General features: G+C 71.0%; 22 protein-coding genes. 13 read left to right on the top strand and 9 right to left on the bottom strand.

Translation table 11 applies throughout. The features are described from left to right. Positions 1-12: 12 nt before the first annotated feature. The 4 genes from ACE3Q2_RS03225 to ACE3Q2_RS03240 all read right to left on the bottom strand — a co-directional run bounded on the left by ACE3Q2_RS03225 (position 13) and on the right by ACE3Q2_RS03240 (position 4,700). Positions 13-1,254: a PDZ domain-containing protein gene (locus tag ACE3Q2_RS03225; protein WP_231696719.1), complete on the bottom strand. Its 1,242-nt coding sequence runs from the start codon at positions 1,252-1,254 to the stop codon at positions 13-15. Between the two features lie 23 nt (positions 1,255-1,277). After that, complete coding sequence (locus tag ACE3Q2_RS03230) at positions 1,278-1,841, bottom strand: hypothetical protein (RefSeq protein ID WP_374472733.1); 564 nt, start codon at positions 1,839-1,841, stop codon at positions 1,278-1,280. Beyond that, positions 1,834-2,406: an RNA polymerase sigma factor gene (locus ACE3Q2_RS03235; protein ID WP_374472735.1), complete on the bottom strand. Its 573-nt coding sequence runs from the start codon at positions 2,404-2,406 to the stop codon at positions 1,834-1,836. Before ACE3Q2_RS03235 ends, ACE3Q2_RS03230 begins: the two co-directional genes overlap by 8 nt. 92 nt (positions 2,407-2,498) lie before the next feature. Then, positions 2,499-4,700, bottom strand: a complete 2,202-nt coding sequence (locus ACE3Q2_RS03240) for a TonB-dependent receptor family protein (RefSeq protein WP_374472737.1) — start codon at positions 4,698-4,700, stop codon at positions 2,499-2,501. Between the two features lie 143 nt (positions 4,701-4,843). On the opposite strand from ACE3Q2_RS03240, the gene ACE3Q2_RS03245 reads away from it, so the two are divergent. The 7 genes from ACE3Q2_RS03245 (at position 4,844) to ACE3Q2_RS03275 (ending at position 11,749) form a co-directional block, all read left to right on the top strand. After that, entirely contained in the window at positions 4,844-5,803 is a 960-nt protein-coding gene (locus ACE3Q2_RS03245) for an SPFH domain-containing protein (RefSeq protein ID WP_231696715.1), read from the top strand. A 3-nt stretch (positions 5,804-5,806) separates the two neighbouring features. After that, positions 5,807-6,238, top strand: a complete 432-nt coding sequence (locus tag ACE3Q2_RS03250) for an NfeD family protein (protein WP_231696714.1) — start codon at positions 5,807-5,809, stop codon at positions 6,236-6,238. Positions 6,239-6,322: 84 nt separating this feature from the next. Continuing rightward, positions 6,323-7,315, top strand: coding sequence for an extracellular solute-binding protein (locus tag ACE3Q2_RS03255; RefSeq protein ID WP_231696713.1), 993 nt, complete (start codon positions 6,323-6,325; stop codon positions 7,313-7,315). A gap of 5 nt (positions 7,316-7,320) precedes the next feature. Then, positions 7,321-8,925, top strand: coding sequence for an ABC transporter permease (locus ACE3Q2_RS03260; protein ID WP_374472740.1), 1,605 nt, complete (start codon positions 7,321-7,323; stop codon positions 8,923-8,925). Between the two features lie 98 nt (positions 8,926-9,023). Next, the gene (gcvT, locus tag ACE3Q2_RS03265) at positions 9,024-10,115 is read left to right on the top strand and encodes a glycine cleavage system aminomethyltransferase GcvT (RefSeq protein ID WP_231696711.1); all 1,092 of its coding nucleotides are present in this window, start codon (positions 9,024-9,026) and stop codon (positions 10,113-10,115) included. A gap of 84 nt (positions 10,116-10,199) precedes the next feature. Continuing rightward, entirely contained in the window at positions 10,200-10,595 is a 396-nt protein-coding gene (gene gcvH / locus ACE3Q2_RS03270; RefSeq protein WP_231696710.1) for a glycine cleavage system protein GcvH, read from the top strand. Positions 10,596-11,413: 818 nt separating this feature from the next. Beyond that, positions 11,414-11,749, top strand: a complete 336-nt coding sequence (locus ACE3Q2_RS03275) for a hypothetical protein (protein WP_374472820.1) — start codon at positions 11,414-11,416, stop codon at positions 11,747-11,749. Positions 11,750-11,893: 144 nt separating this feature from the next. On the opposite strand, the gene ACE3Q2_RS03280 is transcribed toward ACE3Q2_RS03275, so the two are convergent. Further along, entirely contained in the window at positions 11,894-13,108 is a 1,215-nt protein-coding gene (locus tag ACE3Q2_RS03280) for a serine hydrolase domain-containing protein (protein WP_374472743.1), read from the bottom strand. Positions 13,109-13,190: 82 nt separating this feature from the next. On the opposite strand from ACE3Q2_RS03280, the gene ACE3Q2_RS03285 reads away from it, so the two are divergent. Together ACE3Q2_RS03285 and ACE3Q2_RS03290 are read left to right on the top strand one after the other, a co-directional pair. Next, entirely contained in the window at positions 13,191-13,775 is a 585-nt protein-coding gene (locus ACE3Q2_RS03285) for a LemA family protein (protein ID WP_374472745.1), read from the top strand. A 2-nt stretch (positions 13,776-13,777) separates the two neighbouring features. Continuing rightward, positions 13,778-15,694 (top strand): M48 family metallopeptidase, encoded by a 1,917-nt coding sequence (locus ACE3Q2_RS03290; protein ID WP_374472747.1) that lies wholly within the window; start codon positions 13,778-13,780, stop codon positions 15,692-15,694. A gap of 12 nt (positions 15,695-15,706) precedes the next feature. On the opposite strand, the gene ACE3Q2_RS03295 is transcribed toward ACE3Q2_RS03290, so the two are convergent. Beyond that, positions 15,707-17,302 carry a GMC family oxidoreductase gene (locus ACE3Q2_RS03295; protein ID WP_231696706.1) on the bottom strand — a complete coding sequence of 532 codons (1,596 nt, stop codon included), beginning with the start codon at positions 17,300-17,302 and terminating at the stop codon, positions 15,707-15,709. Positions 17,303-17,468: 166 nt separating this feature from the next. Here ACE3Q2_RS03295 and ACE3Q2_RS03300 point away from each other — a divergent pair, with 166 nt between their 5' ends. From ACE3Q2_RS03300 to ACE3Q2_RS03315, 4 genes are all read left to right on the top strand, one after another. Next, positions 17,469-18,803, top strand: a complete 1,335-nt coding sequence (locus tag ACE3Q2_RS03300) for an NTP/NDP exchange transporter (protein ID WP_374472750.1) — start codon at positions 17,469-17,471, stop codon at positions 18,801-18,803. A 94-nt stretch (positions 18,804-18,897) separates the two neighbouring features. Next, positions 18,898-20,007, top strand: a complete 1,110-nt coding sequence (locus tag ACE3Q2_RS03305; protein WP_231696703.1) for an S-(hydroxymethyl)glutathione dehydrogenase/class III alcohol dehydrogenase — start codon at positions 18,898-18,900, stop codon at positions 20,005-20,007. 5 nt (positions 20,008-20,012) lie between these two features. Next, entirely contained in the window at positions 20,013-20,849 is an 837-nt protein-coding gene (gene fghA / locus ACE3Q2_RS03310; RefSeq protein WP_374472818.1) for an S-formylglutathione hydrolase, read from the top strand. A 10-nt stretch (positions 20,850-20,859) separates the two neighbouring features. Beyond that, on the top strand, positions 20,860-21,210 hold the full coding sequence (locus ACE3Q2_RS03315) for a DUF1304 domain-containing protein (protein ID WP_374472752.1): 351 nt from the start codon (positions 20,860-20,862) through the stop codon (positions 21,208-21,210). Here the strand turns inward: ACE3Q2_RS03315 and ACE3Q2_RS03320 are convergent. The 3 genes from ACE3Q2_RS03320 to ACE3Q2_RS03330 are packed head-to-tail and all read right to left on the bottom strand — an operon-like array spanning position 21,201 to position 25,113. Further along, a complete protein-coding gene (locus ACE3Q2_RS03320) occupies positions 21,201-21,686 on the bottom strand; it encodes a hotdog fold domain-containing protein (RefSeq protein ID WP_231696701.1) in 486 nt (161 codons plus the stop codon). The two genes, ACE3Q2_RS03315 and ACE3Q2_RS03320, sit on opposite strands and share 10 nt — an antisense overlap. Positions 21,687-21,739: 53 nt before the next feature. Further along, complete coding sequence (locus ACE3Q2_RS03325; RefSeq protein WP_374472755.1) at positions 21,740-24,217, bottom strand: acyl-CoA dehydrogenase; 2,478 nt, start codon at positions 24,215-24,217, stop codon at positions 21,740-21,742. Next, a complete protein-coding gene (locus ACE3Q2_RS03330; RefSeq protein WP_231696699.1) occupies positions 24,214-25,113 on the bottom strand; it encodes an alpha/beta fold hydrolase in 900 nt (299 codons plus the stop codon). Before ACE3Q2_RS03330 ends, ACE3Q2_RS03325 begins: the two co-directional genes overlap by 4 nt. Between the last annotated feature and the right edge of the window lie 83 nt (positions 25,114-25,196).

Genomic DNA, 25,196 nt, shown 5'->3' on the forward strand with positions numbered 1-25,196 from the left:
GAAGATTTCTCGTCAGTCCACGCGGCGCGGTGCGGTGGCGATGCGGGTGACGATGCCGTCGGCGTGCACGACGGTGACGTCATCGGGCTCCGGCGGGCTCGGGGGCGTCGGCGGCGTGGGCGGAGCCGGCGGCGGGGGCGCCACGCCGCGCACGCCCGGGGCGGGCGGTGCCGGGGGCGCAGGCGGTGCGGGCGGTGCGGGCGGTGCCGGCGGCGGCGGGGCGAACCAGCGCATCGCCGGCGCCTCGGGCACGGTCACTTCCAGGCTGCGCGTCTTGCGGTCGCGCAGCAGCTCCACGCGCACCTTCTCGCCCACGTCCTGGCCGCGCAGCGCCGACATGGCTTCGCGCGGCGTGGCCACGGCGTCGCCGTCGATGCGCTGGATCACGTCGCCCGGCTCCAGCGCCTCCAGGCCCTTGCCGGTGCCCAGCACCAGCACGCCGTGGTCGGTGCCGAAGTAGCGGCCCAGCTTCGCGTCCACCGAAGCCAGGTTCAGGCCGCTCCAGCGGAAGGCCTGGCTGAGCAGGGGCGCGCGGCAGGCCTCGTCGCCCGGCGCGCAGGGCGCGGCGGTCATGCGCAGGATTTCGCGCTCCAGGCCCTCGTGGATCAGCGGCTGCGCGCGCAGCTGCGCCAGTTCGCGCATCTCGGGGAGCTTTGCCAGTTCGCCCATCTCGGCGGGATCGAAGCGCTTTCCGTCGAACTGGATCTGGAAATCTCCGCCGCCCTCCGAAAACACCATCACGCGGCTGATGTCGCGCGCGGTCACGGTGGCCTCGGCGGCCTTGCCGTCGCGACGGTAGCCGAGCCGCACCTTCTGGTCCTTCGAGAGGTTGCCCAGCAGGCCGCGGGCCTGTTCCACCGCGTCGGCGCCGCGGGCGGTGAGGGCCTTGCCGTCGATGCCGGTCACCACGTCGCCGCTGCGCAGGCCGGCCTGGGCGGCCGGGCCGTCGGGCGTCACCGCGGCGATGCGCACGCCGGGCGCGTCGGGGTTGGGGCTCATCACGATGCCCAGGCCGGGGCGGTGCGCGGCTTCACGCAGGCGCTGCACTTCGATGCGGCGCGGGTCCACGCCCAGCTCGCGGCTGAGTTCGGCGACGCGGCGGGCGCTCTTCGCCAGCTCGGCGCGGGCACGCTCGAGTTCGGCGCGCTGCGCGGCTTCATCGGCTTTCGGCGCCGCCGCGGGCGCGGTGGCCTGGGCATGCGCGGCCGACGCCAGCGCGGCGGCGACCATCAGGGAAACAAGGCGGAGTTTCATGGGTGTTCCTCGGTGGGGGAGGGTCAGAAGGTGGCGACCAGGGCGCCGTCGTAGTGGCCGCCCTGGGCGGCGACCCACTGCGCGGTGCCCTGCAGGGCGGCGTAGTCGCGCAGCACGGCCACGCGCTGTTGCCAGAGGGCGGCACGCTGTTCGTCGCTGGCGTCGGGCGAGGCGAGGGCGGCGTCGAGTTCGCGCACGCGGTCCTCGAATTCCAGGCCCAGCAGAAGGGCGCTGGCGGACCCGGGTTCATTGTCCGAAAGGTTCGCCAGCATCGCTTCGAGCCGGGCTGACTCGGCCATCAGCGCCTGGACGTCGGTGGCGCCCGCGGCCGGCGGCGTGGCGGCGGTGCCGCCGTCGCCGGCGGGCGGCGCCGGTTCGCGCGGCAGCACCAGGGCCAGGGCCAGCACGGCGGCCGCGGCGGCGGCCAGCGCGAACGGCCAGCGTGGGCCGCGCGGGCGGTCTTCGGTGGCGGCCAGGCGTGCGGCCAGCACCGGCCAGGCGCTGCGGTCGGGCGTTTCCTGCGGCAGCCGGGCGAAGGCTTCGGCCACGGTGAGCTCGCGCGGGGGAAGGCGGGCGTCGTCAGGCATGGGAAGGTACCTCCGAATCGATCCTGAGCAGGTCGCGCAGGCGGCGGGTGCCGCGTGCGAGCTGCGATTTCGAGAAGCTGGCGGTCTTGCCCATCAGGCCGGCGATCTCGTCATGGGTGTAGCCCTCGGCGTGGTAGAGCCAGAGCACGCTGCGGGTGGCGTCGGGCAGCTTCGCCAGCGCCTGGCCGAGCAGGGCGGCGTCGGCGGCGGCCGGGGGCAGGAGCACGTCGTGGCACTCGAGTTCGGCCTCGTCGGCGTCCTCGGTGGCGGGCAGGCGGTTGCGCTTGCGCAGGCGCATCAGCGCCTCGTTCACGGCGATCTGCCGCAGCCAGCCCCAGAACGGCGACTCGCCGCGGAATTCGCCCACGCGGTCGAACAGCTTGAGCATGGTGTCCTGCAGCACGTCCTGCGCTTCCTCGCGCTCGCCGGTGAGGCGCAGCGCCAGGGTGAACACCGGCCGCTCGAAGCGGCGGTAGATCTGCTCGAACGCGCTCGCCTCGCCCCGCTGGGCGCGCCGGACAAGGCTGTCCGGAAGGTCGATGGCGAAGGAGGAGGGATGGCTCACATCGGTCTTGGATGCGCCGGGAGGCAAAAGCGTCGCACAGAAAAAAGGCCGGGGTTGCCCCCGGCCTTACCGTTCCTCGCCGGGTCCGTGGCTCAGAACTGGTAGCGCAGGCCCAGCACGGTGGCGCGGGGCTGGCCCGGGCGCAGGCCGGCGGGCCGGCGGGCCACCACGTAGGTTTCGTCGGCCAGGTTCTCGACGCGGCCGTACAGCTCCAGGCGCGCGTTCACCCGGTAGCCGGCGCTCAGGTCCCAGACCCAGGCCGAATCGGTGCCTTTGCCGGCCGGAATGGCGCCGCGGCCCGCCACGGTGCGCATGGCGTCGAGGTAGTTGGCCGCCAGGCCCAGGCGCCAGCGCTCGCCCTGCAGGCCGGCTTCCAGGTGCAGCAGGTGCTCGGGCAGGTAGGGCAGCTTGTCGCCGCTGGCCACGTCGCCCCACTCCTCGAAGCCGGAGCTGAAGCTGTTGCGGAACTCGGCGTTGGTGAAGGTGTAGGCCAGCGACACCGGGACCGACAGCGGGCCATTGCCGCCGAAGTCGTAGGACAGGCTGGCCTCGAGGCCGCTGATGCGGGCTTCGCCGCCGTCGAACTGGTCGCCGATGGTGCAGTTGCCGCCGGTGGAGGCGGTGCAGGTGCCCACCAGGTTCGAGTAGTCGTTGACGAAGCCGACCAGCTCGGCCGAGAGCGCGTCGCGGCCGTAACGCAGGCCGAACTCGGCGTTCACGCTCTTTTCCGACTCCGAGCCCGAGGCCGGGCCCGGCGGGTTGAAGCCGCGGTGCACGCTGGCGAACACGGTGAGCTCGTCGCTGAGCAGGTAGGTGGCGCCCAGGCCCGGGATGATTTCGTCCACCTGCGTTTCCACCGTGGACAGCACCACGTCGCGCAGGCCGGTGGCGGTGGAATAGCTGGTGCGGGTGAGGTCGATGCGCTCGTAGCGCAGGCCCGGGGTCAGGATCCAGCGGCCCCATTCGATGGTGTCCTGCACGTACAGCGACAGCGCCTCGGCGTCGCCGACGCGGTTTTCCTGGGTGCCGGGCGCGCCGTTGGTGGTGCGCACCAGTTCGCCCGCCACCATCTGGTAGCGGTCGTCGTCCTGGTAGCGGTCTTCCTGGTCGCGGTGCAGGCGCAGGCCGAACTCGAGGTCGTGGCGGGCCGCGCCGGTGTCGAAGTCCACGCCCAGCACGCCCTGCAGGCCCTGGGCGTAGTAGCTGCGGTTGTTGTTGCGCAGGCGCAGGGCGTTCACCGGGCTGGTGGCGCCGGTGAGCCAGGCGTACTGGCTGGCGTAGGTTTCGGGGTTGTCGAGGATGCTGGCGATGGACACGCCCTGCACGTCGTTGAGCTTGTACCAGTTGCGCTGGAACTCGGTGCGGTAGGCGACCGTGGTCAGGTCGACGCGGTCGGACAGCTCGACGAGGTGGCGCAGTTCGAACAGCTGGTGCCGGGTCTGGATGTTGTCCAGGCGCGAGGCGGCGTAGCGGCGGTTCGGGCTGGCGGCGAAGTCGTCTTCGGTCAGGCCCAGGTAGGTTTCGTTGCTGTCCTGGGTGTTGCGGCCGAGCTTGAGGTCGAGCTGCTGGTAGCGGGCCGCGTCGGGTGCGCTGGTCCAGCGCAGCTTGGCCACGAAGTCGTTGAGCTCGTAGCCGGCGTCGCCGCCGCCGTCGATGCGCTTAAAGCCGCTCGTCTCCTGGCGCACGCCCTCGACCAGGCCGCCGAAGCGCTCGCCCATCGAGCCGATCCAGCCGTGGCTGAGCAGGGTGCCGTTTTCGCCCAGGGCCAGGTCGAACTCGCCCTTGGTTTCGGTGGGGATGGGCGTGGAGAGCAGGTTGAGCGCGCCGCCGGTGGTGCGCGGGCCGGCCTGCACCGAGGCCGCGCCCTTCTTCACTTCCACCGCGTGCATGCGCGCCATGGTGGGGAAGTAGTAGGCGGCGGGCGCGGCGTAGGGTGCCGGCGCGATCAGCACGCCGTCTTCCATCACCGTGATGCGGTTGTTGCGGTCGGTGCCGGAGCCACGGATGCCGATGTTCGGGCGCAGGCCGAAGCCTTCCTCCTCCACCAGGTACACGCCGGGCACCTGGCGCAGCACGCGGTTGACGTCGCGGTAGTTGAACTTCTCCAGCGTCGCCGCATCCAGGTAGTGCGCCGAGCCGGCGGTCTTCGCCACTTCATGGCGGCTGCCGAAGACGTTCACGCGGTCGAGCCGCACCAGGGATTCACCGGGGTGGATGGCGGTTTCGCCGTCGGCGAAGGCAGGTGCGGCCGGCAGCAGGGCCAGCAGGATGGCGGCGCGGAGCAGGGGGGACATTCTTGTTGTTACCGGGGTGGTGCCGGCGCGGGCCGGCGGGCGGGGCAAATGTTACTGCGGGCGAGAATGATTCGCAATAACGTTAGCACCGCGGAGGTCCGGCTTGGCCTTAGACTGCGGGTTGACCCCAGGGGAGTGGAGCCATGGAAATCCTGACCATCATCATCCTGATCGCAGGCGTGATCGTCCTCGTCAAGACCGTGCGCATGGTGCCGCAGGGCTACGAATGGACCGTCGAGCGCTTCGGCAAGTACACCCACACCATGTCGCCGGGCCTGCACTTCCTGGTGCCTATCATCCAGGCCGTTGGCCGCAAGGTGAACATGATGGAGCAGGTGCTCGACGTGCCCTCCCAGGACGTGATCACCCGCGACAACGCCGTGGTGAAGGTGGACGGCGTGATCTTCTTCCAGGTGCTCGACGCCGCGAAGGCGGCCTACGAGGTGGCCAACCTCGAGCAGGCCACCATCGCCCTGGTGATGACCAACATCCGTACCTCGATCGGTTCGCTCGACCTGGACGAGTCGCTGTCCAAGCGCGACGAGATCAACGCCAAGCTGCTCAGCGTGGTGGACGTGGCCACCCATCCCTGGGGCATCAAGGTCAACCGCATCGAGCTCAAGGACATCCAGCCGCCGCGCGACCTGGTCGATTCCATGGCCCGGCAGATGAAGGCCGAGCGCGAGAAGCGCGCCAACATCCTGGAAGCCGAGGGCCAGCGCGCCGCCGAGATCCTGCGCGCCGAGGGCGACAAGCAGGCGGCCATCCTGGAGGCCGAGGGCAAGCGCGAGGCCGCCTTCCGCGACGCCGAGGCGCGCGAGCGCCTGGCCGAGGCCGAGGCGAACGCGACGCGCATGGTGTCCGAGGCCATTTCCAAGGGCAACGTGCAGGCCATCAACTACTTCGTGGCGCAGAAGTACATCGAGGCCTTCAAGGCCCTGGCCGAGGCGCCGAACCAGAAGTTCGTGATGATGCCGATGGAGTCGAGCGGCATCATCGGCTCGCTGGGCGGCATCGCCGAGCTGGCCAAGGAAAGCCTGGGCCTGCAGCCCTCGGCCGGCGCCGCGCCGCGCGCGCCGACGCCGCCGCGCATCGGGGGCTGAGCCATGCGCACCGAACTGATCGTGTGGGCGGGCCTGGCCCTGCTGCTGATCGCGGCCGAGACGCTGGCGCCCGGCGTGTTCCTGCTCTGGCTGGGCTTCGCGGCGGCGGCGGTGTTCCTGCTGCTGCTGGTGCTCGACCTGGCGCCGGTGTGGCAGGCCATCGCCTTCGTGCTGCTCTCGTTCGGCTTCATCGGCGTGTACGTGAAGTTCTTCCGCGGCAAGGAAGGCCCGGGCGAGCAGCCGCTGCTCAACCGCCGCGGCGAACAGCTGGTGGGGCAGGTGTTCCACCTGGAGTCGGCCATCGTCGACGGCCGAGGCCGCCTGAAGATCGGCGACGCCTTCTGGACCGCCGAGGGCCCCGACCTGCCGGCCGGCACGCGCGTGAAGGTGGTGTCGGCGAACAACATGTCGCTGCAGGTGCGCGACGTCGAGTGAAAACACGGGGCGCGGCGGCCCGCCGCGCCTTGTGTTCCTAGTGAGAATCATTATCATTTGGCGGGTCCCTCCAAGGAGCCGCCCATGTCGCGCACGTTGATCGCCCTGCTGCTTGCCAGCCTGCTTGCGCCGCTGGCCCAGGCCGCGGAACTGGTCGTCTACACCGAACGCCGCGAGCCGCTGGTCAAGCCGCTGTTCGAACGCTACGAAAAGGAAACCGGCACCACCGTGCGCCTGCTGTCCGACGGCGCGCCGGTGCTGATCGAGCGCATCGCCGCCGAAGGCGCCAACACCCGCGCCGACATTTTCATGGCCGTGGACGCCGGCAACCTCTGGCAGGCGGCCGAACGCGGCCTGCTCGCGCCCACCCGTTCCGCCAAGCTCGAGGCAGCCATCCCGGCCAACCTGCGCGACCCGCAGGGTCGCTGGTTCGCGCTGTCGCAGCGCGCCCGCACCCTCGTGCACTCCACCGAGCGCGTGAAGCCGGCCGAGCTCTCGAGCTACGAGGCCCTGGCCGCGCCGCAATGGAAGGGCCGGCTGTGCCTGCGTTCGTCGAAGAAGGTCTACAACCAGTCGCTGGTGGCCACCATGATCGAGCGCCTGGGCGCCGAGCGCACCGAACAGGTGGTGCGCGGCTGGGTGGCGAACCTGGCCACCGCGCCGTTTGCCGACGACACGCTGCTGGCCAAGGCCATCGCCGCCGGCCAGTGCGACGTGGGCATCATCAACACGTATTACCTGGGCCGCCTGCAGCACGACGAGCCCGGCTTCCCGGTGCAGGTGTTCTGGGCCGACCAGGCCGGCGCCGGCGCACACGTGAACATCTCGGGCGCGGGCATCGTGGCCGCCTCGAAGAACAAGGCCGCCGCCCAGGCCTTCCTGGAGTGGCTGGCCTCGCCCGCGGTGCAGGCCGACTTCGCCAGCGTGAACTTCGAAATCCCGGCCAGCCCGGGCGTGGCGCTCGACCCGGTGGTCGCGGCCTGGGGCCCGTTCCGCGGCGACGCGGTGAACGTGTCGGTGGCCGGCCAGCGACAGGCCGAGGCCGTGCGCCTGATGGACCGCGCCGGCTGGCGTTGAGCCGGATGAGCCCGGCCGCTTCGGCGCGCGCCCGCTGGCCCCGCGCGCTGGCGTGGGTGGTGGCCGCGCCGCTGCTGCTGCCGGTGCTGTGGCTGGCGAGTGCGTTCGCCACGCCGCAGCCGGAAGTGTGGCCGCACCTGTTCGAACAGGTGCTGCCGCTGGCCACGCGCAACACGCTGGCCTTGCTGGCCCTGCTGGCCGTGTTCGCGCTGGTGCCGGGCGTGGGTTTCGCCTGGGCCAGCGCGCGCTTTGAATTCCCCGGCCGGCGTTTCCTCGACTGGGCGCTGGTGCTGCCGCTGGCGCTGCCGGGTTACGTGGTGGCCTTCGTCTATGTCGGCCTGGCCGATTACGCCGGGCCGCTGCAGACCGCATGGCGCGCGCTGGGCGGTTCGCCCGCGGGCTTCCCCGAGCTGCGCAGCGTGCCCGGCGCGGCGGCGGTGCTGGCGCTGGTGCTCTATCCCTATGTCTTCCTGGTGGTGCGCGCGGCCTTCCTGCGCCAGGGCAGCGCGGCCATGGACGCCGCGCGTTCGCTCGGCCACGGCCCGGTGGCGGCCTTCTTCCGCGCGGTGCTGCCGATGGCGCGCCCGGCCTGGGTGGCGGGCCTGAGCCTGGTGCTGCTCGAGGCGCTGGCCGATTTCGGCGCGGTCAGCATCCTGGGCGTGGATACCCTGGCCACCGCCGTCTACAAGACCTGGTTCGGCCTGTACTCGCTGCCGGCGGCGGCGCAGCTGGCCTTCGGCCTGGTGGGCGTGGTGGTGCTGGTGCTGGTGCTCGAACGCCTCGGCCGTGGCCGCGGCCGCCACGCCGGCCCGCAGCTGGTGCCGCCGCCGCGGCGCGTGCTGCGCGGCTGGCGCGGCTGGGCGGTGGCGCTGCCGGCGCTGGCGGTGGTGATGCTCGGCTTCGGCGTGCCGGTGGCGCAGCTGCTGGCCTGGTCCTGGCAGTCGCGCGCGCAGTTGCCCGAGGTCGGCGAGGCGGCGCTCAACACCGCGCTGCTGGCAGCCATGGCGGCGGTGGGCGTGCTGCTGCTGTCGCTGGCCTTCGCCGGGCTGGCGCGGCGCAGCGGCGGCGACCGCGTGGTGCGCGCCGCCGGCTTCGTCGGGGGCCTGGGTTATGCGGTGCCGGGCACGGTGCTGGCGGTGGGCGCGATGTGGCTGCTGGTGGCGACCGAGCAGGCGCTGCCGGCGCTGGCGCTGAGTTCGTCGCTGGCCGGAGTGCTGCTGGCGCTGTGCGCGCGCTTCCTGCGCGTGGGCCACGAGGCCACCGAAACCGCGTTCCAGGCGCTGCGGCCTTCGCTGCTGGAATCGGCGCGGCTGCTCGGCGCGCCGCGCTGTCAGCGCCTGCGCCTCGTCGCGCTGCCGCTGCTGCGCCCGGGCCTGGTGGCGGCCCTGCTGCTGGTGCTGGTGGAAGTGGTGAAGGAACTGCCCGCCACGCTCATGCTTCGCCCCTTCGGCTGGGACACCCTGGCCGTGAAGATCCACGGCTACACCAGCGAAGGCCTGTGGGCGCAGGCGGGCTGGCCGGCGCTTTGGCTGTGCCTGGTCGGCCTGCTCCCCGTCTGGTGGCTGGTGCGGCAAGAAGAAAGGGGGTCAGGTTCACTTCCTGCGCGATGATCGCGCTGATGCTGGGGAAGCTTCGGCGCAGGAAGTGAACCTGACCCCCTTTCTTCTTGCGATAATGGGGGTCTTTTCCGGGCCACCAGGGCAGGGCGATGAGCAAGAAGACGGTCTTCAACGACACCCACCGGGCGCTGGGCGCCAAGATGGTGGACTTCGGCGGCTGGGACATGCCGATCAACTACGGCTCGCAGATCGAGGAGCACCACCAGGTACGCCGCGACGCCGGCATGTTCGACGTCTCGCACATGACCATCCTCGACCTGCACGGCGCCCAGGTGCGCCCCTTCCTGCGCAAGCTGGTGGCCAACTCGGTCGACAAGCTCAAGGTGAAGGGCAAGGCCCTGTACGCCTGCATGCTCGACGAAAAGGGCGGCGTCATCGACGACCTGATCATCTATTACCTGTCCGAAGACTTCTTCCGCCTGGTGGTGAACGCCGCCACCCGCGACAAGGACCTGGCCTGGATCACCGCGCAGGCGGCCCCGTTCGGCGTGGCCATCACCGAGCGCCGCGACCTGGCCATCGTCGCGGTGCAGGGCCCGAACGCCCGCGCCAAGGTGCTCGAACTGCTCAGCCCCGAGGCCGCGCAGGCCGCCGGCAAGCTGGGCAAGTTCGTGGCCTGCGAGGCCGACGGCCTGTTCGTCGCCCGCACCGGCTACACCGGCGAGGACGGCTTCGAGGTGATGGTGCCCGAGGCGCAGGCCGTGGATTTCTGGAACCGCCTGCTGGCCGTCGGCGTGAAGCCGGCCGGCCTGGGCGCGCGCGACACGCTGCGCCTGGAGGCGGGCATGGCGCTGTACGGCCAGGACATGGACGAGTCGGCCACGCCGTATGAAGCCGGCCTGGCCTGGACGGTCGCGCTCGACGAGGGCCGCGACTTCACAGGCCGCGCCGCGCTCGAGGCGCAGAAGGCCGCCGGCGCCGCGCGCCAGATGATCGGCCTGGTGCTCGACGAGAAGGGCGTGCTGCGCCACGGCCAGGCGGTGTTCTGCGCCAGCGGCGAGGGCGAGATCCTCTCGGGCACCTTCTCGCCCACCCTGGGCAAGGCCATCGCGCTGGCGCGCGTGCCGGCCGGCGAGGTCGGCGCGGTCGAGGTCGACATCCGCGGCAAGCGCCTGCCGGTGCGCGTGGTGAAGTACCCGTTCGTGCGCGACGGCGCCGCCCAGCCGGGCGTGCTGGCCTGAGCCGACGGCCGGGTGCCACGGCGCCCCGGCCGCGTTTAAACTAACCCCACCCCTGTTCGCACCACCGATCCCGAGGCCCCAAACATGAGCGAGATTCCCGGCGACCTGAAGTTCCTCAAGTCCCACGAGTGGGCCCGAGTCGAAGACAACGGCCGCGTCACCGTCGGCATTTCCGACCATGCCCAGGGCCTGCTCGGCGACCTGGTCTACGTCGAGCTGCCCAACGTCGGCGACAGCGTCGAGCAGGGCGCCGCCACCGCGGTGGTCGAGTCGGTCAAGGCCGCCTCCGACGTCTATTCCCCGGTTTCCGGCAAGGTGGTCGAGGTGAACTCGGCGCTGTCCGACAAGCCCGAGACCATCAACGAGGACGCCTTCGGCGAAGGCTGGATCTTCGTGGTCGAGCCGTCCGAGCCGGAGCAGCTCAAGGAGCTGCTGTCGCCCGACGACTACGCCCAGCTGCTCGAGGACGAAGGCCACTGAGGCCCTCGCCCCAGCGTTCGAAGCCACCGGCCGCCACGTGCGGCCGGTGCTTTTTCCGGCACCCGAAAGTGCGCGACGCCGTCCCGGTTTCGCGCACTTTCGCTTTTTGCGGTGCGCAAAACGGTTCCGGCCGGCATTTTTTTTCGCCCCCGCGAGCGCCCGCCAGGCGCCCGCGGGAAGCGTCCCGGCGGGCTTCCGGAAACTCGGTCGCGACGTCGCGCGCCGCAACGCGTTTGTAATCGGAGAGCCATTTTTCCGATGTTTTTTTTCGTGCGTGTTTTTCCGACGCGCGTCGAAGTGGTAACGACGACCCGCTCGCGCGCGGTCGTCGCAGGCGCAAGTCCCGGCCAGCCCTTGAATTTTTTTTTGCGAAGTTGTTGACAGGGCGAAATCCCGTGATTAGCTTTCGCCCAGCAGACATCAACTGCGGAAGCGAGTGATCAGGAACGAGTCGACAACGCGAGCCACGACACCCAACTCCACCCCGGAAGTCATCACGGTGGATCAGGGCCAACATCCCTCCGCGAAATCGAAATCTTCCTTCCGCAAGCAGCGAATTTCCGACGCCCGGGCCGCTTACGGTCCGGGCGTTTCCGTTTCCGGCGCCGCCCCGCGCCGGCCCAAATCCGCCCGCCGCGCCATGAGCGCGACGGCGGTACGCCCCGGGAATCGTCCCGTGGCGGTGCCTTTGTGACTGGGCAGTCCAAAAGCCAACTGACGAGGAGTTGACCATGGCTACGAAGAAAGCTGCGAAGAAACCGGCCAAGAAGGCCGCGAAGAAGACCGTGAAGAAGGCCGCCAAGGCCGTCAAGAAGGTCGTGAAGAAGGCCGCCAAGAAGGTTGCCAAGAAGCCGGCCAAGAAGGCTGCGAAGAAGGTCGCCAAGAAGCCGGCCAAGAAGGCCGCGAAGAAGGCTGTCAAGAAGACCGCCAAGAAGGCTGCCAAGAAGGCGGCCAAGAAGGTCGCCAAGAAGCCGGCGGCCAAGAAGTCGGCTGCCAAGAAGCCGGCCAAGAAGAAGGCTGCCAAGAAGGCTGCCAAGAAGCCGGCGGCCAAGAAGGCTGCCAAGAAGCCGGCTGCCAAGAAGAAGGCCGCGCGCAAGCCGGCCGCCAAGAAGCCGGCTGCCATGCCGGCCGCCCCGGTTGCCCCGGCGCTGTAAGGCGCCACAACCAAAAGTAGTAAGTCTGGACTCTCTCCCCGTGTTGCCCAGGCGGGGAGGGAGACTTTCCAAAGGCACGCAGACGCCGGCTCAATGCCGGCGTTCGCTTTTGTGGGGTTTGGAAACCCGCGCCGCGCGCGGGGATCAGCGGCGGCGGGCGCCGCGCCGCACCGGCGCCTGCATCGGGCCGAGCCAGTCGCGGGCCGGCAGGCCCAGGGCCTTGTCCAGCGTGGTCGGCAGCAGGCCGGTGGGCATGGCGCTCTCGCTGTTCCAGAGGATCACCACGCCGATGTCGCGGTCGGGCAGGAAGGCGGCCAGCGCGCGGTAACCCTGCACGGCGCCGCCGTGGAAGACCAGGGTGTGCCCGGCGTAGTCGTAGATGCGCCAGCCCAGGCCGTACCAGGCGTTGCGCAGCCGGTCGCGGCGCCAGCCGCTGCCGCGCACCTCGCCCGGCGTCGCCACCTGCGGGGTCTGGATCTCGTTGAGCACTTCGGGCGGCAGCACGTCGGGGCGGTGGCCCATCTGCGCCACCAGCCAGTTCGCCATGTCGCGCACCGAGGCGTTGACGCCGGCCGCCGGCGGGATGCGGTAGTAGGTTTCCTTCGGCCGCACCGGCACCCAGGTGCCGCCGCTGCGCACGTGCGGACGCGCCCAGCTCGGGCTGGCCTCCAGGCCTTCGCGGCCGAAGGTGGCGCCGTACATGCCCAGCGGGTGGAACAGGCGCTTCTCGACCTGGTGGGCGTAGAAGTCGCCGGTGGCCGCGAACACCATGTCGCCGACCAGGCTGAAGGCGATGTTCTGGTAGGCGTAGCACTCGCCCGGGCTGCAGGTGAGCGGCGCCTCGGAGAGCTTCTCGGCCAGCAGCGGGTAGGGCTGGTTGGCCTCGAGGTCGCGGTCGTAGGTGTTGTAGGCCAGGCCCACCTGGTGGCTGAGCACCTGGCGCACGGTGATCTTCTGCGCCGCCGCGCCGTCGCGCAGGGTGAAGGCGGGCAACTGGTTGACGATGGGGCTGTCCCAGCTCATCGCGCCCTCGCTGACCAGCAGCGAGCTGAGGGTGCCGGCGAAGGCCTTGGACAGCGAGGCGACGCGGAAGGCCGTGTCGGGCGTCACCGGTTCGCGCAGCTTGCTGTCCACCACGCCGTAGCCGCGCAGTGAAATGACCTTGCCGTCCTCGACGATGGCCATGGCCAGGCCGGGGATGCGCGCGCGGGTGACCACCTGCTCCGCCAGCCGCTCCATCTCCCGCGCCTCGACGCTGAAGTCGTCGGCGGCCCGGGCGGCGGTGGCGCAGGCGAGGCCGGCCAGCGCGAGCAGCGGCAGGGCGAGCAGGGGAAGGGAAGCGGCTTTCGTGCGTGGCATGGGCGACGTATGCTTGGCGAACACGGCCATTCTAGCGCGGTGGGTGCGCAGCGGCCGCAACCGGGGGAGCAAGGAAATGGCAATGACTCTGCTAGTGCTGGTCGCCGCCGCGGCCGCGTTCGCGTTCTGGGGCGTGGGCATGTACAACGGCCTGGTCACCGCCCGAAACGCCTTCAAGAACGCGTTCGCGCAGATCGACGTGCAGCTGACCCGCCGCTACGACCTGATCCCGAACCTGGTGGAGGTGGCCAAGGGCTACCTCAAGCACGAGCGCGAGACGCTCGAGGCCGTCATCCAGGCCCGCGCTGCCGCCGTGAGCGGCCTGGCCGCCGCCAAGTCGCGCCCGGGCGACGACGCCGCCATGGCCCAGCTCGGCAGCGCCGAGAGCGGCCTGGCCGGCGCCCTGTCGCGGCTGATGGTGGTGGCCGAGGCCTACCCGGACCTCAAGGCCAACCAGAACATGATGCAGCTCACCGAGGAAATGACCTCGACCGAGAACCGCATCGCCTTCGCGCGCCAGGCCTACAACGACAGCGTGATGGCCTACAACAACAAGCGCGAGGTGTTCCCGTCGAACATCGTCGCCGGCATGTTCAACTTCGCCCACGCGGCCCTGCTCGAGATCACCGAGCCGGCCAAGCGCGAGGCGCCCAAGGTTTCCTTCTAGGCTTGAACTTCTTCGCGCGCCAGGACCAGGCCCGGCGCCAGTCGCGCCGGCTGGTGCTGCTGTTCACGCTCGCCGTGGTGGCGATCGTGGTGGCGGTGGACCTGTTCTTCCTGCTGGCCTTCGGCGGCCTGTCAGGCGTGTCAGCGCCGGGCTCCACCGGCGCGGGGCTGGTGATGGCCACGCTGCTGACGCTGTCGATCATCGGCCTGGGTTCGCTCTACCGCATCTCCAGCCTGCGCCAGGGCGGCGCCGCGGTGGCCACCCAGCTCGGCGGCACCCCGGTGCCCGAGGACACCCACGACTTCCACTACCGGCGCCTGCGCAACGTGGTGGAGGAGATCGCCATTGCCTCGGGCGTGCCGGTGCCGCAGGTGTTCGTGCTGGAGAAGGAGGCGGGCATCAACGCCTTCGCGGCCGGCTACGCGCCCAGCGACGCCGCGGTGGCCGTCACCCGCGGCGCGCTCGACAAGCTCAACCGCGACGAGCTGCAGGGTGTCATCGCCCACGAGTTCAGCCACGTGCTCAATGGCGACATGCGGCTCAACATCCGCCTGATGGGCGTGCTGTTCGGCATCCTGGTGCTGGCGGTGGTGGGCCGGAAGATCCTGCAGCACGGCGGCCGCGGCAGCCGCAATTCGAAGGGCGCCGGGCCGGTGCTGCTGGCGGCGCTGGGGCTGATGGTGGTGGGTTACGTCGGCCTTTTCTTCGGCCGCCTGATCAAGGCCGGCGTGAGCCGCCAGCGCGAATTCCTGGCCGACGCCTCGGCGGTGCAGTTCACCCGCCAGACCAAGGGCCTGGCCGGCGCGCTCAAGAAGATCGCCGGCCTGCCCGACGGTTCGAAGCTGGCCAGCCGCGACGCCGAGGAAGTGGCGCACATGCTGTTCGGCGACGGCGTGGGCTATTCGTCGCTGTTCGCCACCCACCCGCCGCTGCTGACGCGCATCCAGGCGCTGGAGCCCTCGTTCAAGGCGTCGGCGGTGCCCGACCTGGTGGCGCGCTGGCAGATGCACCCGCCCTCGGGCCTGGACGAGGACCTGGCGCTCGGCCTGGCCAGCCCCGCGCCGCCGCCGCTGCCGGAGGAAAGCGCCGAGGTGCAGGTGACCCCGCCCGCCGTGGTGGCCCAGGTGGGCGCGCCGCGCGCCGACGACTACGTGCGCGCCGGCGCCCTGGTGGAGGCCATGCCGGAAGTGCTGCGCCGCGCCGCGCACGAGCGCGAGGAAGCGGTGCCGCTGCTGTACGGCCTGCTGATGGCCGCGCCGGGCCCGGTGCGCGAACGCCAGCAGTTCGAGCTGGCCGCCCGCAACGACGAACGCGTGGCGCGCCAGGCGCTCGACTACGCCGACCGCCTGTCCGAGCTGCCGCGCCTGCTGCACCTGCCGCTGGCGGCCATGGCCATGCCGGCGCTGCGCAAGCGGCCGCGGCCCGAGCTCGAGCGCTTCATGGACGGCTGCTTCGCGCTCACCCACGCCGACGGCCAGGTGAGCCTGTTCGAATACTGCCTGGGCCGGCTGCTGCGGGTGCAGGTGCGCGACGCGCTCGACCCCGCCGGCGCCTGGGTGCCCGGCCACCGCCACCTGTCGCGCTGCGCGCCGCACGCCGTCGCGCTGATGGCGGTGCTGGCGCAGGCCGGCCATGCCGACCCCACCTCGGCCCGGCGCGCCTACCTCGCCGGCATGGCGCGGGTGTTCCCGCGCCTGGACGCGCCCTACCAGCCGCCGGCCGAACCGCTGCGCGCGCTCGACGAAGCCTGGCCGGTGCTCGACGAACTCGAGCCGATGGGCAAGGAGCTGCTGCTCGAGGGCCTGGTGGCCGCGGTCAGCCACGACGGCCGGCTCAGCGTGTCGGAAGCCGAGCTGCTGCGCGCGGTCTGCGCCTCGCTGCACTGCCCGCTGCCGCCGATGCTGGAACAGCGGGGCTGAGCCCCGCGCGGTTCAGGCCGCCAGGCCGCGGATCAGGTCGGCGGCGCGCTCGGCGATCATCATGGTGGGCGCGTTGGTGTTGCCACCCACCAGCCGCGGCATCACCGAGGCGTCCACCACGCGCAGGCCGTCCACGCCCTTCACGCGCAGCTTCGGGTCGACCACGGTGCCGGCGTCCTTCGGGTCGCCCATCCGGCAGGTGCCCACCGGGTGGTAGATGGACTCGGCCTTGCGGCGGATGAAGGCGACCAGGTCGGCCTCGTCTTGCACGCGCGCCCCGGGGAACAGTTCCTCGCCGCGGTAGGGGGCGAAGGCCGGCTGCGCCAGGATCTCGCGCGAGATGCGCAGCGCTTCCAGCATGACCTTCATGTCGAAGCCTTCCGGGTCGCTGAGGTAGGCCGCCTCGATGCGCGGCTTGTCGGCGGCGCTGGCGCTCACCAGCGACAGCCGGCCGCGGCTGCGTGGGCGCAGGCCGCAGGCGTGCAGGGTGTAGCCGTTGCCGGGCAGGCGGTTGCGGCCGTGGTCGTCGAGCTGGGCCGGCACGAAGTGGAACTGCAGGTCCGGGCGCTCGTCCTCGGCCAGGTGGCTGCGCAGGAAACCGCCGGCTTCGGCGATGTTGCTGCTGCCCGGGCCCTTGCGGCCCATCAGGTAGTACTGGAAGGCCACGGCGGCGTCGCTGAGGCGGTCGTAGCTCAGGCCCTGCGTGCAGCGCTGCAGGGTGCAGATGTCGAGGTGGTCGTGCAGGTTGCCGCCCACGCCCGGCAGGTCGGCGATGACGTCGATGCCGTGCTGGCGCAGGTGCGCGGCCGGGCCGATGCCCGAGAGCATCAGCAGCTGCGGCGAGTTGATGGCGCCGCCGCACAGGATCACTTCCCGGCTGGCGCCCTCGCAGTAGGCGCCGCGGCCGTTCACCGCGTACACCACGCCGGTGGCGCGGCCCTTGTCGAAGGTGACGCGGCTGGCGGTGGCCTTGGTGACCACCTTGAGGTTGGGACGGTGCCGCACCGGCGCCAGGTAGGCGCGGGCGCTGGAGCTGCGGGCGCCGTCGCGGGTGGTGGTCTGGTACCAGCCGAAGCCGTCCTGGCGGGCGCCGTTGAAGTCGTCGCTGGCGGCGTGGCCAGCTTCGCGCGCGGCCTGCAGGAACACTTCCGACAGCGGGTTGCGGTGGCGCGGGTCGGACACGCCCAGCGGGCCGTCGCCGCCGTGCAGTTCGCTGGCGCCGCGCTCGTTGCCTTCGCTGCGGCGGAAGTAGGGCAGGGCGTTCGACCACTGCCAGCCTTCGGCGCCCATCCGGGCCCATTCGTCGTAGTCGCGGGCGTGGCCGCGGATGTAGCACATGGCGTTGATCGAGCTCGAACCGCCCAGCACCTTGCCGCGCGGCCACCACAGCTGGCGGCCGTCGAGCGTGGGCTCGGGCGCGGTGCTGTAGTCCCAGTTCACGCCCTTCTTGCCGACCAGCTTGGCCAGGCCCGCGGGCATGTGGATGAAGGGGTGCCAGTCGCTGGGGCCGGCCTCGAGCAGCAGGACGCGGCAATCCGGGTCCTCGCTGAGCCGGTTGGCGAGCACGCAGCCGGCGGATCCCGCACCCACGATGATGTAGTCGTACACGCGTTCGGCTTCTTTTTCGTTGACCGACCGAGGCTAGGCCCCGCATCTAGAGCAAACACTCAGGGCGCGCGCCCGGTTTCGCTAACCGTGAACAGGTTCACTGTGCGCGCGGCTGGCGGCGGCCGGCCGGGTTGGCTATCGTGCGCGCACCCTCACCGGAACCCCGATGACCCAGGCCCCGTCCACCGCCGGCCGCTTCGACCACCTGCGCGGCGCGCTGCGGGAGTTCCCGCCGCTGCTGTGGTCGTTCCTGTACTTCTTCTTCCTGCTCACCGGCTACTACGTGCTGCGGCCGGTGCGCGACGCCATGGGCGCCTCCGGCGACGTGCAGGCCGTGTTCCCGCCGGCCCTGGTCGAGTGGGCGGCGGCGCGCGGCGTGGCCCTGGGCGAACTGACCCTGCAGGTGCTCTTCACCGGCACCTTCCTGATGATGCTGCTGCTGCAGCCGGCCTACGGCGCCCTGGTGAGCCGGTTCCCGCGCCGGGTGTTCCTGCCGGTGCTGTACCTGCTGTTCATCGCCTGCCTGCTGGGATTCTACGTTCTGTTCGGGCGCGAGGTGCCGGGCCGCGGCGCGGTGTTCTTCATCTGGGTGGCGGTGTTCAACCTGTTCGCGGTGTCGGTGTTCTGGAGCTTCATGGCCGACATCTACAGCGACATCGAGGCGCGCCGGCTCTATGGCTTCATCGCCGCCGGCGGCACCATCGGCGGCTTCACCGGGCCGCTGATCACCCGCGTGCTGGTGAACCAGGTGGGCGTGGCCAACCTGCTGCTGGTGTCGGCCGCGCTGCTGGCGCTGGCGGTGGTGTGCATCGTGCGCCTGGGCCGCTGGGCGCGCCTGCGCGAGCTCGAGCGCGGCCGCGCGGGCAACGACCAGGCCATGGGCGGCAGCGTGCTGGCCGGCTTGCGCCTGCTGCGCGAGCAGCCGCTGCTGCAGGCCATGGCGGTGATCATGTTCTTCGGCGTGGGCGTGGGCACGCTGCTCTACAACGAGCAGGCGGCCATCGCCCGGGCCTTCTACCCAGGCGACGAGGCGCGCACGGCCTACTACGCCAACATCGACCTGGCCATCAACCTGGTCACGATCCTGGTGCAGGTGTTCCTGACCCGCCCGCTGCTGGTGCGCTTCGGCGTGGCGCCGGTGCTGCTGATCCCGGCGGTGGCCATCCTGCTGGGCTTCGCGGCGCTCACCGCCTCGCCGCTGCCGCTGCTGGTGGCCGTGGTGCAGGTGGCCACGCGCGCCGGCGAGTTCTCGCTGGCCAAGCCGGCGCGCGAAACGATCTACACGCGGGTGGACCGCGAGATCCGCTACAAGGGCAAGGCGGTCATCGACACAGCCGTGTACCGCGGCGGCGACCTGTTCTTCGTCTGGTCGCACAAGTTCCTGGCCGCCTTCGGCTCGAGCGTGGTGTTCGGCGCCGGCATGCTGGTGGCCGCGGCCATGACTTTCGGCGCGTGGCGCCTGATCCGCGAACAGGCCAAGCTGCCCGCCGCGCCGCCCTGAGGCCGGCCGGCGCAACGCTGCCTTCGCGCGGCGGGCACGCGGGCCGGGCCCGCTGGCGTTACCCTGTGGGCCTGTTCCCCGGGAGATTCGCCCCATGAAAGTCAAAGCCGCCGTCGCGCACAAGGCCGGAGCGCCGCTGAGCATCGAAACCGTCGACCTCGAGGGCCCGCGCTTCGGCGAGGTGCTGGTCGAGATCAAGGCCACCGGCGTCTGCCACACCGACCAGTTCACGCTCTCGGGCGCCGACCCGGAGGGCCTGTTCCCGGCCATCCTGGGCCACGAGGGCGCCGGCGTGGTGGTGGACGTGGGCCCGGGCGTGAAGTCGCTGAAGAAGGGCGACCACGTCATCCCGCTCTACACGCCCGAGTGCCGCGAGTGCGAGTACTGCCTCAACCCCAAGACCAACCTCTGCCAGTCCATCCGCAGCACCCAGGGCCAGGGCCTGATGCCCGACGGCTCCAGCCGCTTCAGCCTGGACGGCAAGCCGGTGCTGCACTACATGGGCACCTCCACCTTCGCCAACTACACCGTGGTGCCGGAGATCGCGCTGGCGAAGATCCGCGAGGACGCGCCCTTCGACAAGGTCTGCTACATCGGCTGCGGCGTCACCACCGGCATCGGCGCGGTCATCTTCACCGCCAAGGTGGAAGTGGGCTCGAAGGTGGTGGTGTTCGGCCTGGGCGGCATCGGCCTGAACGTCATCCAGGGCGCGCGCCTGGCCGGCGCCGACATGATCGTGGGCGTCGACCTCAACCCCGGCCGCGAGGCCATGGCGCGCAAGTTCGGCATGACCCACTTCGTCAACCCGAAGGACGTGGAAGGCGACCTGGTGCCCTACCTGGTGTCGCTCACCAAGGGCGGCGCCGACTACACCTTCGAATGCATCGGCAACACCCAGGTGATGCGCCAGGCGCTCGAATGCGCGCACAAGGGCTGGGGCACCAGCGTCATCATCGGCGTGGCCCCGGCCGGCGCCGAGATCAGCACGCGGCCCTTCCAGCTGGTCACCGGCCGCAACTGGCGCGGCAGCGCCTTCGGCGGCGCCCGCGGCCGCACCGACGTGCCGAAGATCGTGGACTGGTACATGGAGGGCAAGATCGACATCGATTCGCTGATCACCCACACGATGCCGCTGGAGAAGATCAACGACGCCTTCGACCTGATGCACCGCGGCGAGTCCATCCGCAGCGTGGTGGTTTACTGATGGCGATCGAGCTGCTCTCCGAGCACGGCTGCTTCGGCGGCGTGCAGGGGTTCTACCGCATGGCCTCGGAGGCCTGCGGCGGCGACATGCGCTTCGCGGTGTTCCAGCCGCCGCAGGCGCGTTCGCGCAAGGTGCCGGTGCTGTATTTCCTGGCCGGCCTGACCTGCAGCGAGGAGACGGCCACCATGAAGGCCGGCGCCCAGCGCGTGGCCGCCGAACTGGGCCTGATGCTGGTGATGCCCGACACCAGCCCGCGCGGCACCGGCATCGAAGGCGCCACCGGCGACTGGGAGTTCGGCGAGGCGGCGGGCTTCTACCTCGACGCCACCGAGGCGCCGTGGAGCTCGCGCTTCCGGATGGAAACGCACGTGGTGCACGAACTGCCGGCCGTGATCCTGCAGCATTTCCCGGCCGACCCGGGCCGCGCCGGCCTCTTCGGCCATTCCATGGGCGGCCACGGCGCGCTGGTGCTGGCGCTGCGGCACCCGGAGCGCTACCAGAGCCTGTCGGCCTTCGCACCCATCATGGCGCCCAGCCAGGTGCCCTGGGGCCAGAAGGCGTTCTCGCGCTACCTGGGCGAACACCACCGCGCCTGGGCCGAGCACGACGCCTGCGAGCTGGTGAAGCGCCGGCCCTTCGGCGGCACGATCCTGGTGGACCAGGGCCTGGACGACAAATTCCTCGCCACCCAACTGCAGCCCGAGCGCTTCGAGGCCGCCTGCGCCGAGGCCGGGCAGGACCTGGTGCTGCGCCGGCACGCGGGCTACGACCACGGGTACTATTTCATCGCCAGCTTCATCGAGGACCACCTGCGGCACCACGCCGCGCGGCTGGCCGACTGACGGAGGCCCCATGTCACCTGTCGCGATCGCGCTGACCGCCCTGGTCGCCCTGCTGCACCTGGGCTTCCTGGTGCTGGAGATGTTCTTCTGGACCCGGCCGCTGGGCCGCAAGGTGTTCCGGCTCGACCCGCAGGTGGCCAGGGATTCGGCGAAGCTGGCGATGAACCAGGGCCTCTACAACGGCTTCCTGGCCGCCGGCCTGCTCTGGGGCCTGTGGCTGGGCGACCGCGGCATCTGCCTGTTCTTCCTGGGCTGCGTGGTGGTGGCGGGCCTGTTCGGCGCCGCCACGGTGAAGCGCAGCATCCTGTACGTGCAGGCGCTGCCGGCCATCCTCGCCGCCATCGCGGTGCACTATTTCTGATCGCGGCCCGGCTTCGGGCTGACCCACATGGTGATGACGGCGTTGAAGACCTTCTCGCCGGCGGGGTCGAACACGTCCACGTTCACGGGCAGGTCGTAGCCGGCTTCCGAAGCCACGATGGGCACGAGCGGCGTGGCCACGCCACGCTGCGTGCCGACGGCCTTCTTCAGGTACTGCACCGTCATGCCCTTGGGGATCCAGCGCATGCCCTTGGGCAGCGAGGCGTCGGTCATCACGCCGCCCACCAGCTCGGCCAGGTTGCACAGCGCGATCGCGTGCACCGTGCCCAGGTGGTTCTGCATGCTCCGCCTGTGCGGGATGGTGGCCTCGCAGCGCCCGTTCTCCAGCACCGTGAAGCGCGGCGAAACGGTCCCGAAGTAGGGCGCCTTGAAGCACACGGCGCGGCTGAACAGCCAGTGCCCCGCGGGCCAGCGGGTGAACTTGCGGTACAGGCGGAGCAGCGGGGTGTCGGACATGGGGTTTCCCGGAAACGAGGCGGGGGGCCGAAGCCCCCCGCGGGTGGTGTGGCTCAGGCCGCGCGCGTGGCCTGGGCGGACTTCGGCTTGTCCATGTGCAGCGAAGCCGCCTGCAGGTCGAACGGGTCGAAGTCGTCCACGCTGATCGCGTCCCAGGTGAGGGCGCGCAGCTCCTCGAGCTGGGCCTTCTCTTCGGCGGTGATCCAGCCCTCGGCCACGCCCTCGGCCAGCTGCGAGGCGAAGTCGAGCGCCTCGATGTCGCTGTTCTTGAGCGCCTTGATGAACTTGCGCTCCACCGGCTCGGCCAGGATCACCTTCGGCAGGTAGCTGTTGATGCGGCCGGCCGGGTTGTTCTCGCAGGGCGTCAGGAACACGCCCGAGGCCATGCGGTCGCGCGCGTCGGAGGGCGACATCAGCAGCGCGGCGGCGCGGCGGCCCAGGCGGTCGGACGGCAGCTGGGCGCGGCGGCCCCACGGGAACACCAGCATCCACATCAGCCAGCCCACCGGGCGGATGGGGAAGTTGCGCAGCGCGCCCGACAGCGCCAGTTCGATCTTGTGCGCGGCGTCGTGGAAGGCGTAGGCCAGCAGCGGCTGCTCGGCCGCAGGGCGGCCCTCGTCCTCGTAGCGCTTGAGCATGGCGCTGGCGATGTAGAGCTGGCTCAGCACGTCGGCGTAGCGGCCCGAGATCTTCTCCTTGAACTTGAGCTTGCCGCCCAGGGTGAGCATGGAGACGTCGGCCACCAGGGCCAGGTTGGCCGAGTAGCGGTTGAGCTTGCGGTAGTAACGGCGGGTGTAGGCGTCGCCCGGCACGTTGCCGATGCGCGCGCCCACCAGGCCCAGCACCCAGCTGCGCACGGCGTTGGAGATGGCGAAGCCGATGTGGCCGAACAGGCTGTGGTCGAACTCGCGCAGGCCGGCGGCCTGGTCGGGGTTCTGCGCCGCCTGCATTTCCTTCAGCACCCACGGATGGCAGCGGATGGCGCCCTGGCCGAAGATCATCAGGGTGCGGGTCATGATGTTGGCGCCCTCGACGGTGATCGAGATCGGCGCCGCCTGCCAGCCGCGGCCCAGGTAGTTCATGGGGCCGAGGATGACGCCCTTGCCGCCGTGGATGTCCATGGCGTCGCGCGCCACTTCGCGGGCCAGTTCGGTGGCGTGGTACTTGGCGATGGCTGAGGGCACGGCCGGCTTCTCGCCGCGGTCGACGGCGGCGGCGGTGGCCTGCGACAGCGCGGCGCAGGCATAGGCGTTGCCGGCGATGCGCGCCAGCGCTTCCTCGACGCCCTCGAAGCGGCCGATCGACAGGCCGAACTGCTTGCGGATGCGCGCGTACGCGCCGGTGACCACGGCCGCCAGCTTCGACGCACCGGCCGAGGTGGAGGGCAGGGTGATGGCGCGGCCCACGCTCAGGCACTCGACCAGCATGCGCCAGCCATGGCCGATGTAGTCCTCGCCGCCGATCAGCTGGCTGAGCGGCAGGAACACTTCCTGGCCGCGCACCGGGCCGTTCTGGAAGGCGCAGTTGAGCGGGAAGTGGCGGCGGCCGATCTCGAGCCCGGGGGTGTCGCGCGGGATCAGCGCCAGGGTGATGCCGCGGTCGCTCTGGTCGCCCAGCAGCTTGTCCGGGTCATGCAGGCGGAAGGCCAGGCCGATCACCGTGGCCACGGGCGCCAGCGTGATGTAGCGCTTGTCGAAGGTGAGCTTCACGCCCAGCACGCGCGCGCCGTTCCACTCGCCTTCGCAGACGATGCCGAAGTCGGGCAGGGAGGTGGCGTCGGAGCCGGCGCTGGGGCCGGTCAGGGCGAAGCAGGGCACCTCGCGGCCGTCGGCCAGGCGCGGCAGGTAGTGGTCCTTCTGTTCCTGGGTGCCGTAGTGCAGCAGCAACTCGGCGGGGCCCAGCGAGTTGGGCACGCCGACGGTGGAGCTGAGCGTGGCCGAGACCGAGGCCAGCTTCTGGATCACCTTGTGGTGCGCCAGCGCCGAGAAGCCCAGGCCGCCGTACTCCTTCGGGATGATCATGCCGAAGAACTTGTTCTTCTTCAGGAACTCCCACAGTTCCGGCGGCAGGTCGTTGCGGACGTGGGTGACGTCCCAGTCGTTGGTCATGCGGCAGGCCTGCTCGACCGGGCCGTCCAGGAAGGCCTGCTCCTCGGCGGTGAGTTCCGGCTTGGGCTGGGCCAGCAGGGTTTCCCACTTCGGCATGCCCGAGAACAGTTCGCCCTCGAAGCCCACCGTGCCGGCGTCGAGCGCGGTCTTCTCGGTGTCCGAGAGCTTGGGCAGCATCTTGGTGTAGATGCGCAGCAGGCTGCGGGTGATGACCGCCTGGCGCAGCGGCGTGACGAGCAGCGGCAGCGTCACCACGGCCAGCAGCACGGCGGCCACGGTGGTGGCGGTCATGTTGGCGCCGGCCAGCGCGACGGCCACCAGCAGCGTGGCGGAGAGCGCGGTGAAGACCGCCAGGCTCCAGCGGTGGTAGGCCACCAGCAGGGTCGCCAGCAGCAGCGCGAGGAAGGGGGCGAGGATGCTCATCGGGTGTCTCCGTGGGCGGCCGCGTGGGGGGCGGCCAGGTCGCAAAGGAACTGCAGCAGGGTGTCGGTGAAAGCGTCGTTGTCGTCGCCGGCCACCATGTGGGTGGCGTGTGGCAGCCGGACATGGCGCGCGTGCGGCGCCAGTTCCAGGAAGTGTTCGACCGTGCGGTCGGTGACCAGGTCGCTGCGGCCGCCGCTGACCAGCAGCACCGGCACGTCGAGTTCGCGGCAGGCCTGTTCGATCGGTTCCTGCAGGGCGTCGGTGCCGGGGATGAATTCGCTCAGCAGGCGCGGGTCCCAGTGCCAGGCCAGGCGGCCGTCGTCGCGCCGCTGCAGCAGGTGCGCCAGCTGGCCCGGCGTCTTGCGCTCGCGGCGGTGCGGCAGGTAGGCGGCGATTTCGGCCGCGGCGTGCTCGTAGGAGTCGAAGCCGTCGGGGTGCGCGGTCATGAAGCCGAGGATGCGCTCGACGCCGGCGGCTTCCCAGCGCGGGGTGATGTCCACCAGCACCAGCGCCGAGAACGCGCGGTCGCGCGCCTGCGCCATCAGGCCGGTGAGGCCGCCCATGGAGGCGCCGACCAGGATGGGCGCCGGGCCCAGCACCCGGGCCACCGTGCCCACGTCGGACACGAACTGCTCGCCGGCGTAGGGCAGGTGTGCCGGGTTGCGGCCGGACTGGCCGTGGCCGCGCACGTCCCAGGCCAGGCTGGCGTGGCCGGCCTCGGCCAGGCGACGCTGGGTGCCGGCCCAGGCCTGGCGGGTCTGGCCGAAGCCATGCGCCAGCAGCAGCCCCGGGCCGGAACCCGGCATGTGCGCCGCGGCCAGGCGCAGGCCGTCGGCGGCCTCCACCGGCAGGGGCTGCGGCGCGGGCACGGCGCGTTCTTGGGCGAGGATGACCATACGGCCGAGTATGGGCTGCGATTTTCGCCCCTGTCAATACCAATCCGTATGGTGCATGATCGCTCCATCCCGTAGACTTGCCC

Source organism: Arenimonas sp., from assembly GCF_041913985.1.
Classification (GTDB): Bacteria; Pseudomonadota; Gammaproteobacteria; order Xanthomonadales; family Xanthomonadaceae; genus Arenimonas.

What these genes read in the sequence shown, in the direction of transcription:
- ACE3Q2_RS03240 (WP_374472737.1), bottom strand. Translation starts at nt 4,700, where the DNA reads ATGTCCCCCCTGCTCCGCGCCGCCATCCTGCTGGCCCTGCTGCCGGCC.
- gcvH (WP_231696710.1), top strand. Translation starts at nt 10,200, where the DNA reads ATGAGCGAGATTCCCGGCGACCTGAAGTTCCTCAAGTCCCACGAGTGG.
- ACE3Q2_RS03225 (WP_231696719.1), bottom strand. Translation starts at nt 1,254, where the DNA reads ATGAAACTCCGCCTTGTTTCCCTGATGGTCGCCGCCGCGCTGGCGTCG.
- gcvT (WP_231696711.1), top strand. Translation starts at nt 9,024, where the DNA reads ATGAGCAAGAAGACGGTCTTCAACGACACCCACCGGGCGCTGGGCGCC.
- ACE3Q2_RS03255 (WP_231696713.1), top strand. Translation starts at nt 6,323, where the DNA reads ATGTCGCGCACGTTGATCGCCCTGCTGCTTGCCAGCCTGCTTGCGCCG.
- ACE3Q2_RS03280 (WP_374472743.1), bottom strand. Translation starts at nt 13,108, where the DNA reads ATGCCACGCACGAAAGCCGCTTCCCTTCCCCTGCTCGCCCTGCCGCTG.
- ACE3Q2_RS03250 (WP_231696714.1), top strand. Translation starts at nt 5,807, where the DNA reads ATGCGCACCGAACTGATCGTGTGGGCGGGCCTGGCCCTGCTGCTGATC.
- ACE3Q2_RS03320 (WP_231696701.1), bottom strand. Translation starts at nt 21,686, where the DNA reads ATGTCCGACACCCCGCTGCTCCGCCTGTACCGCAAGTTCACCCGCTGG.
- ACE3Q2_RS03315 (WP_374472752.1), top strand. Translation starts at nt 20,860, where the DNA reads ATGTCACCTGTCGCGATCGCGCTGACCGCCCTGGTCGCCCTGCTGCAC.
- ACE3Q2_RS03330 (WP_231696699.1), bottom strand. Translation starts at nt 25,113, where the DNA reads ATGGTCATCCTCGCCCAAGAACGCGCCGTGCCCGCGCCGCAGCCCCTG.
- ACE3Q2_RS03260 (WP_374472740.1), top strand. Translation starts at nt 7,321, where the DNA reads ATGAGCCCGGCCGCTTCGGCGCGCGCCCGCTGGCCCCGCGCGCTGGCG.
- ACE3Q2_RS03325 (WP_374472755.1), bottom strand. Translation starts at nt 24,217, where the DNA reads ATGAGCATCCTCGCCCCCTTCCTCGCGCTGCTGCTGGCGACCCTGCTG.
- ACE3Q2_RS03245 (WP_231696715.1), top strand. Translation starts at nt 4,844, where the DNA reads ATGGAAATCCTGACCATCATCATCCTGATCGCAGGCGTGATCGTCCTC.
- ACE3Q2_RS03230 (WP_374472733.1), bottom strand. Translation starts at nt 1,841, where the DNA reads ATGCCTGACGACGCCCGCCTTCCCCCGCGCGAGCTCACCGTGGCCGAA.
- ACE3Q2_RS03300 (WP_374472750.1), top strand. Translation starts at nt 17,469, where the DNA reads ATGACCCAGGCCCCGTCCACCGCCGGCCGCTTCGACCACCTGCGCGGC.
- ACE3Q2_RS03305 (WP_231696703.1), top strand. Translation starts at nt 18,898, where the DNA reads ATGAAAGTCAAAGCCGCCGTCGCGCACAAGGCCGGAGCGCCGCTGAGC.
- ACE3Q2_RS03285 (WP_374472745.1), top strand. Translation starts at nt 13,191, where the DNA reads ATGACTCTGCTAGTGCTGGTCGCCGCCGCGGCCGCGTTCGCGTTCTGG.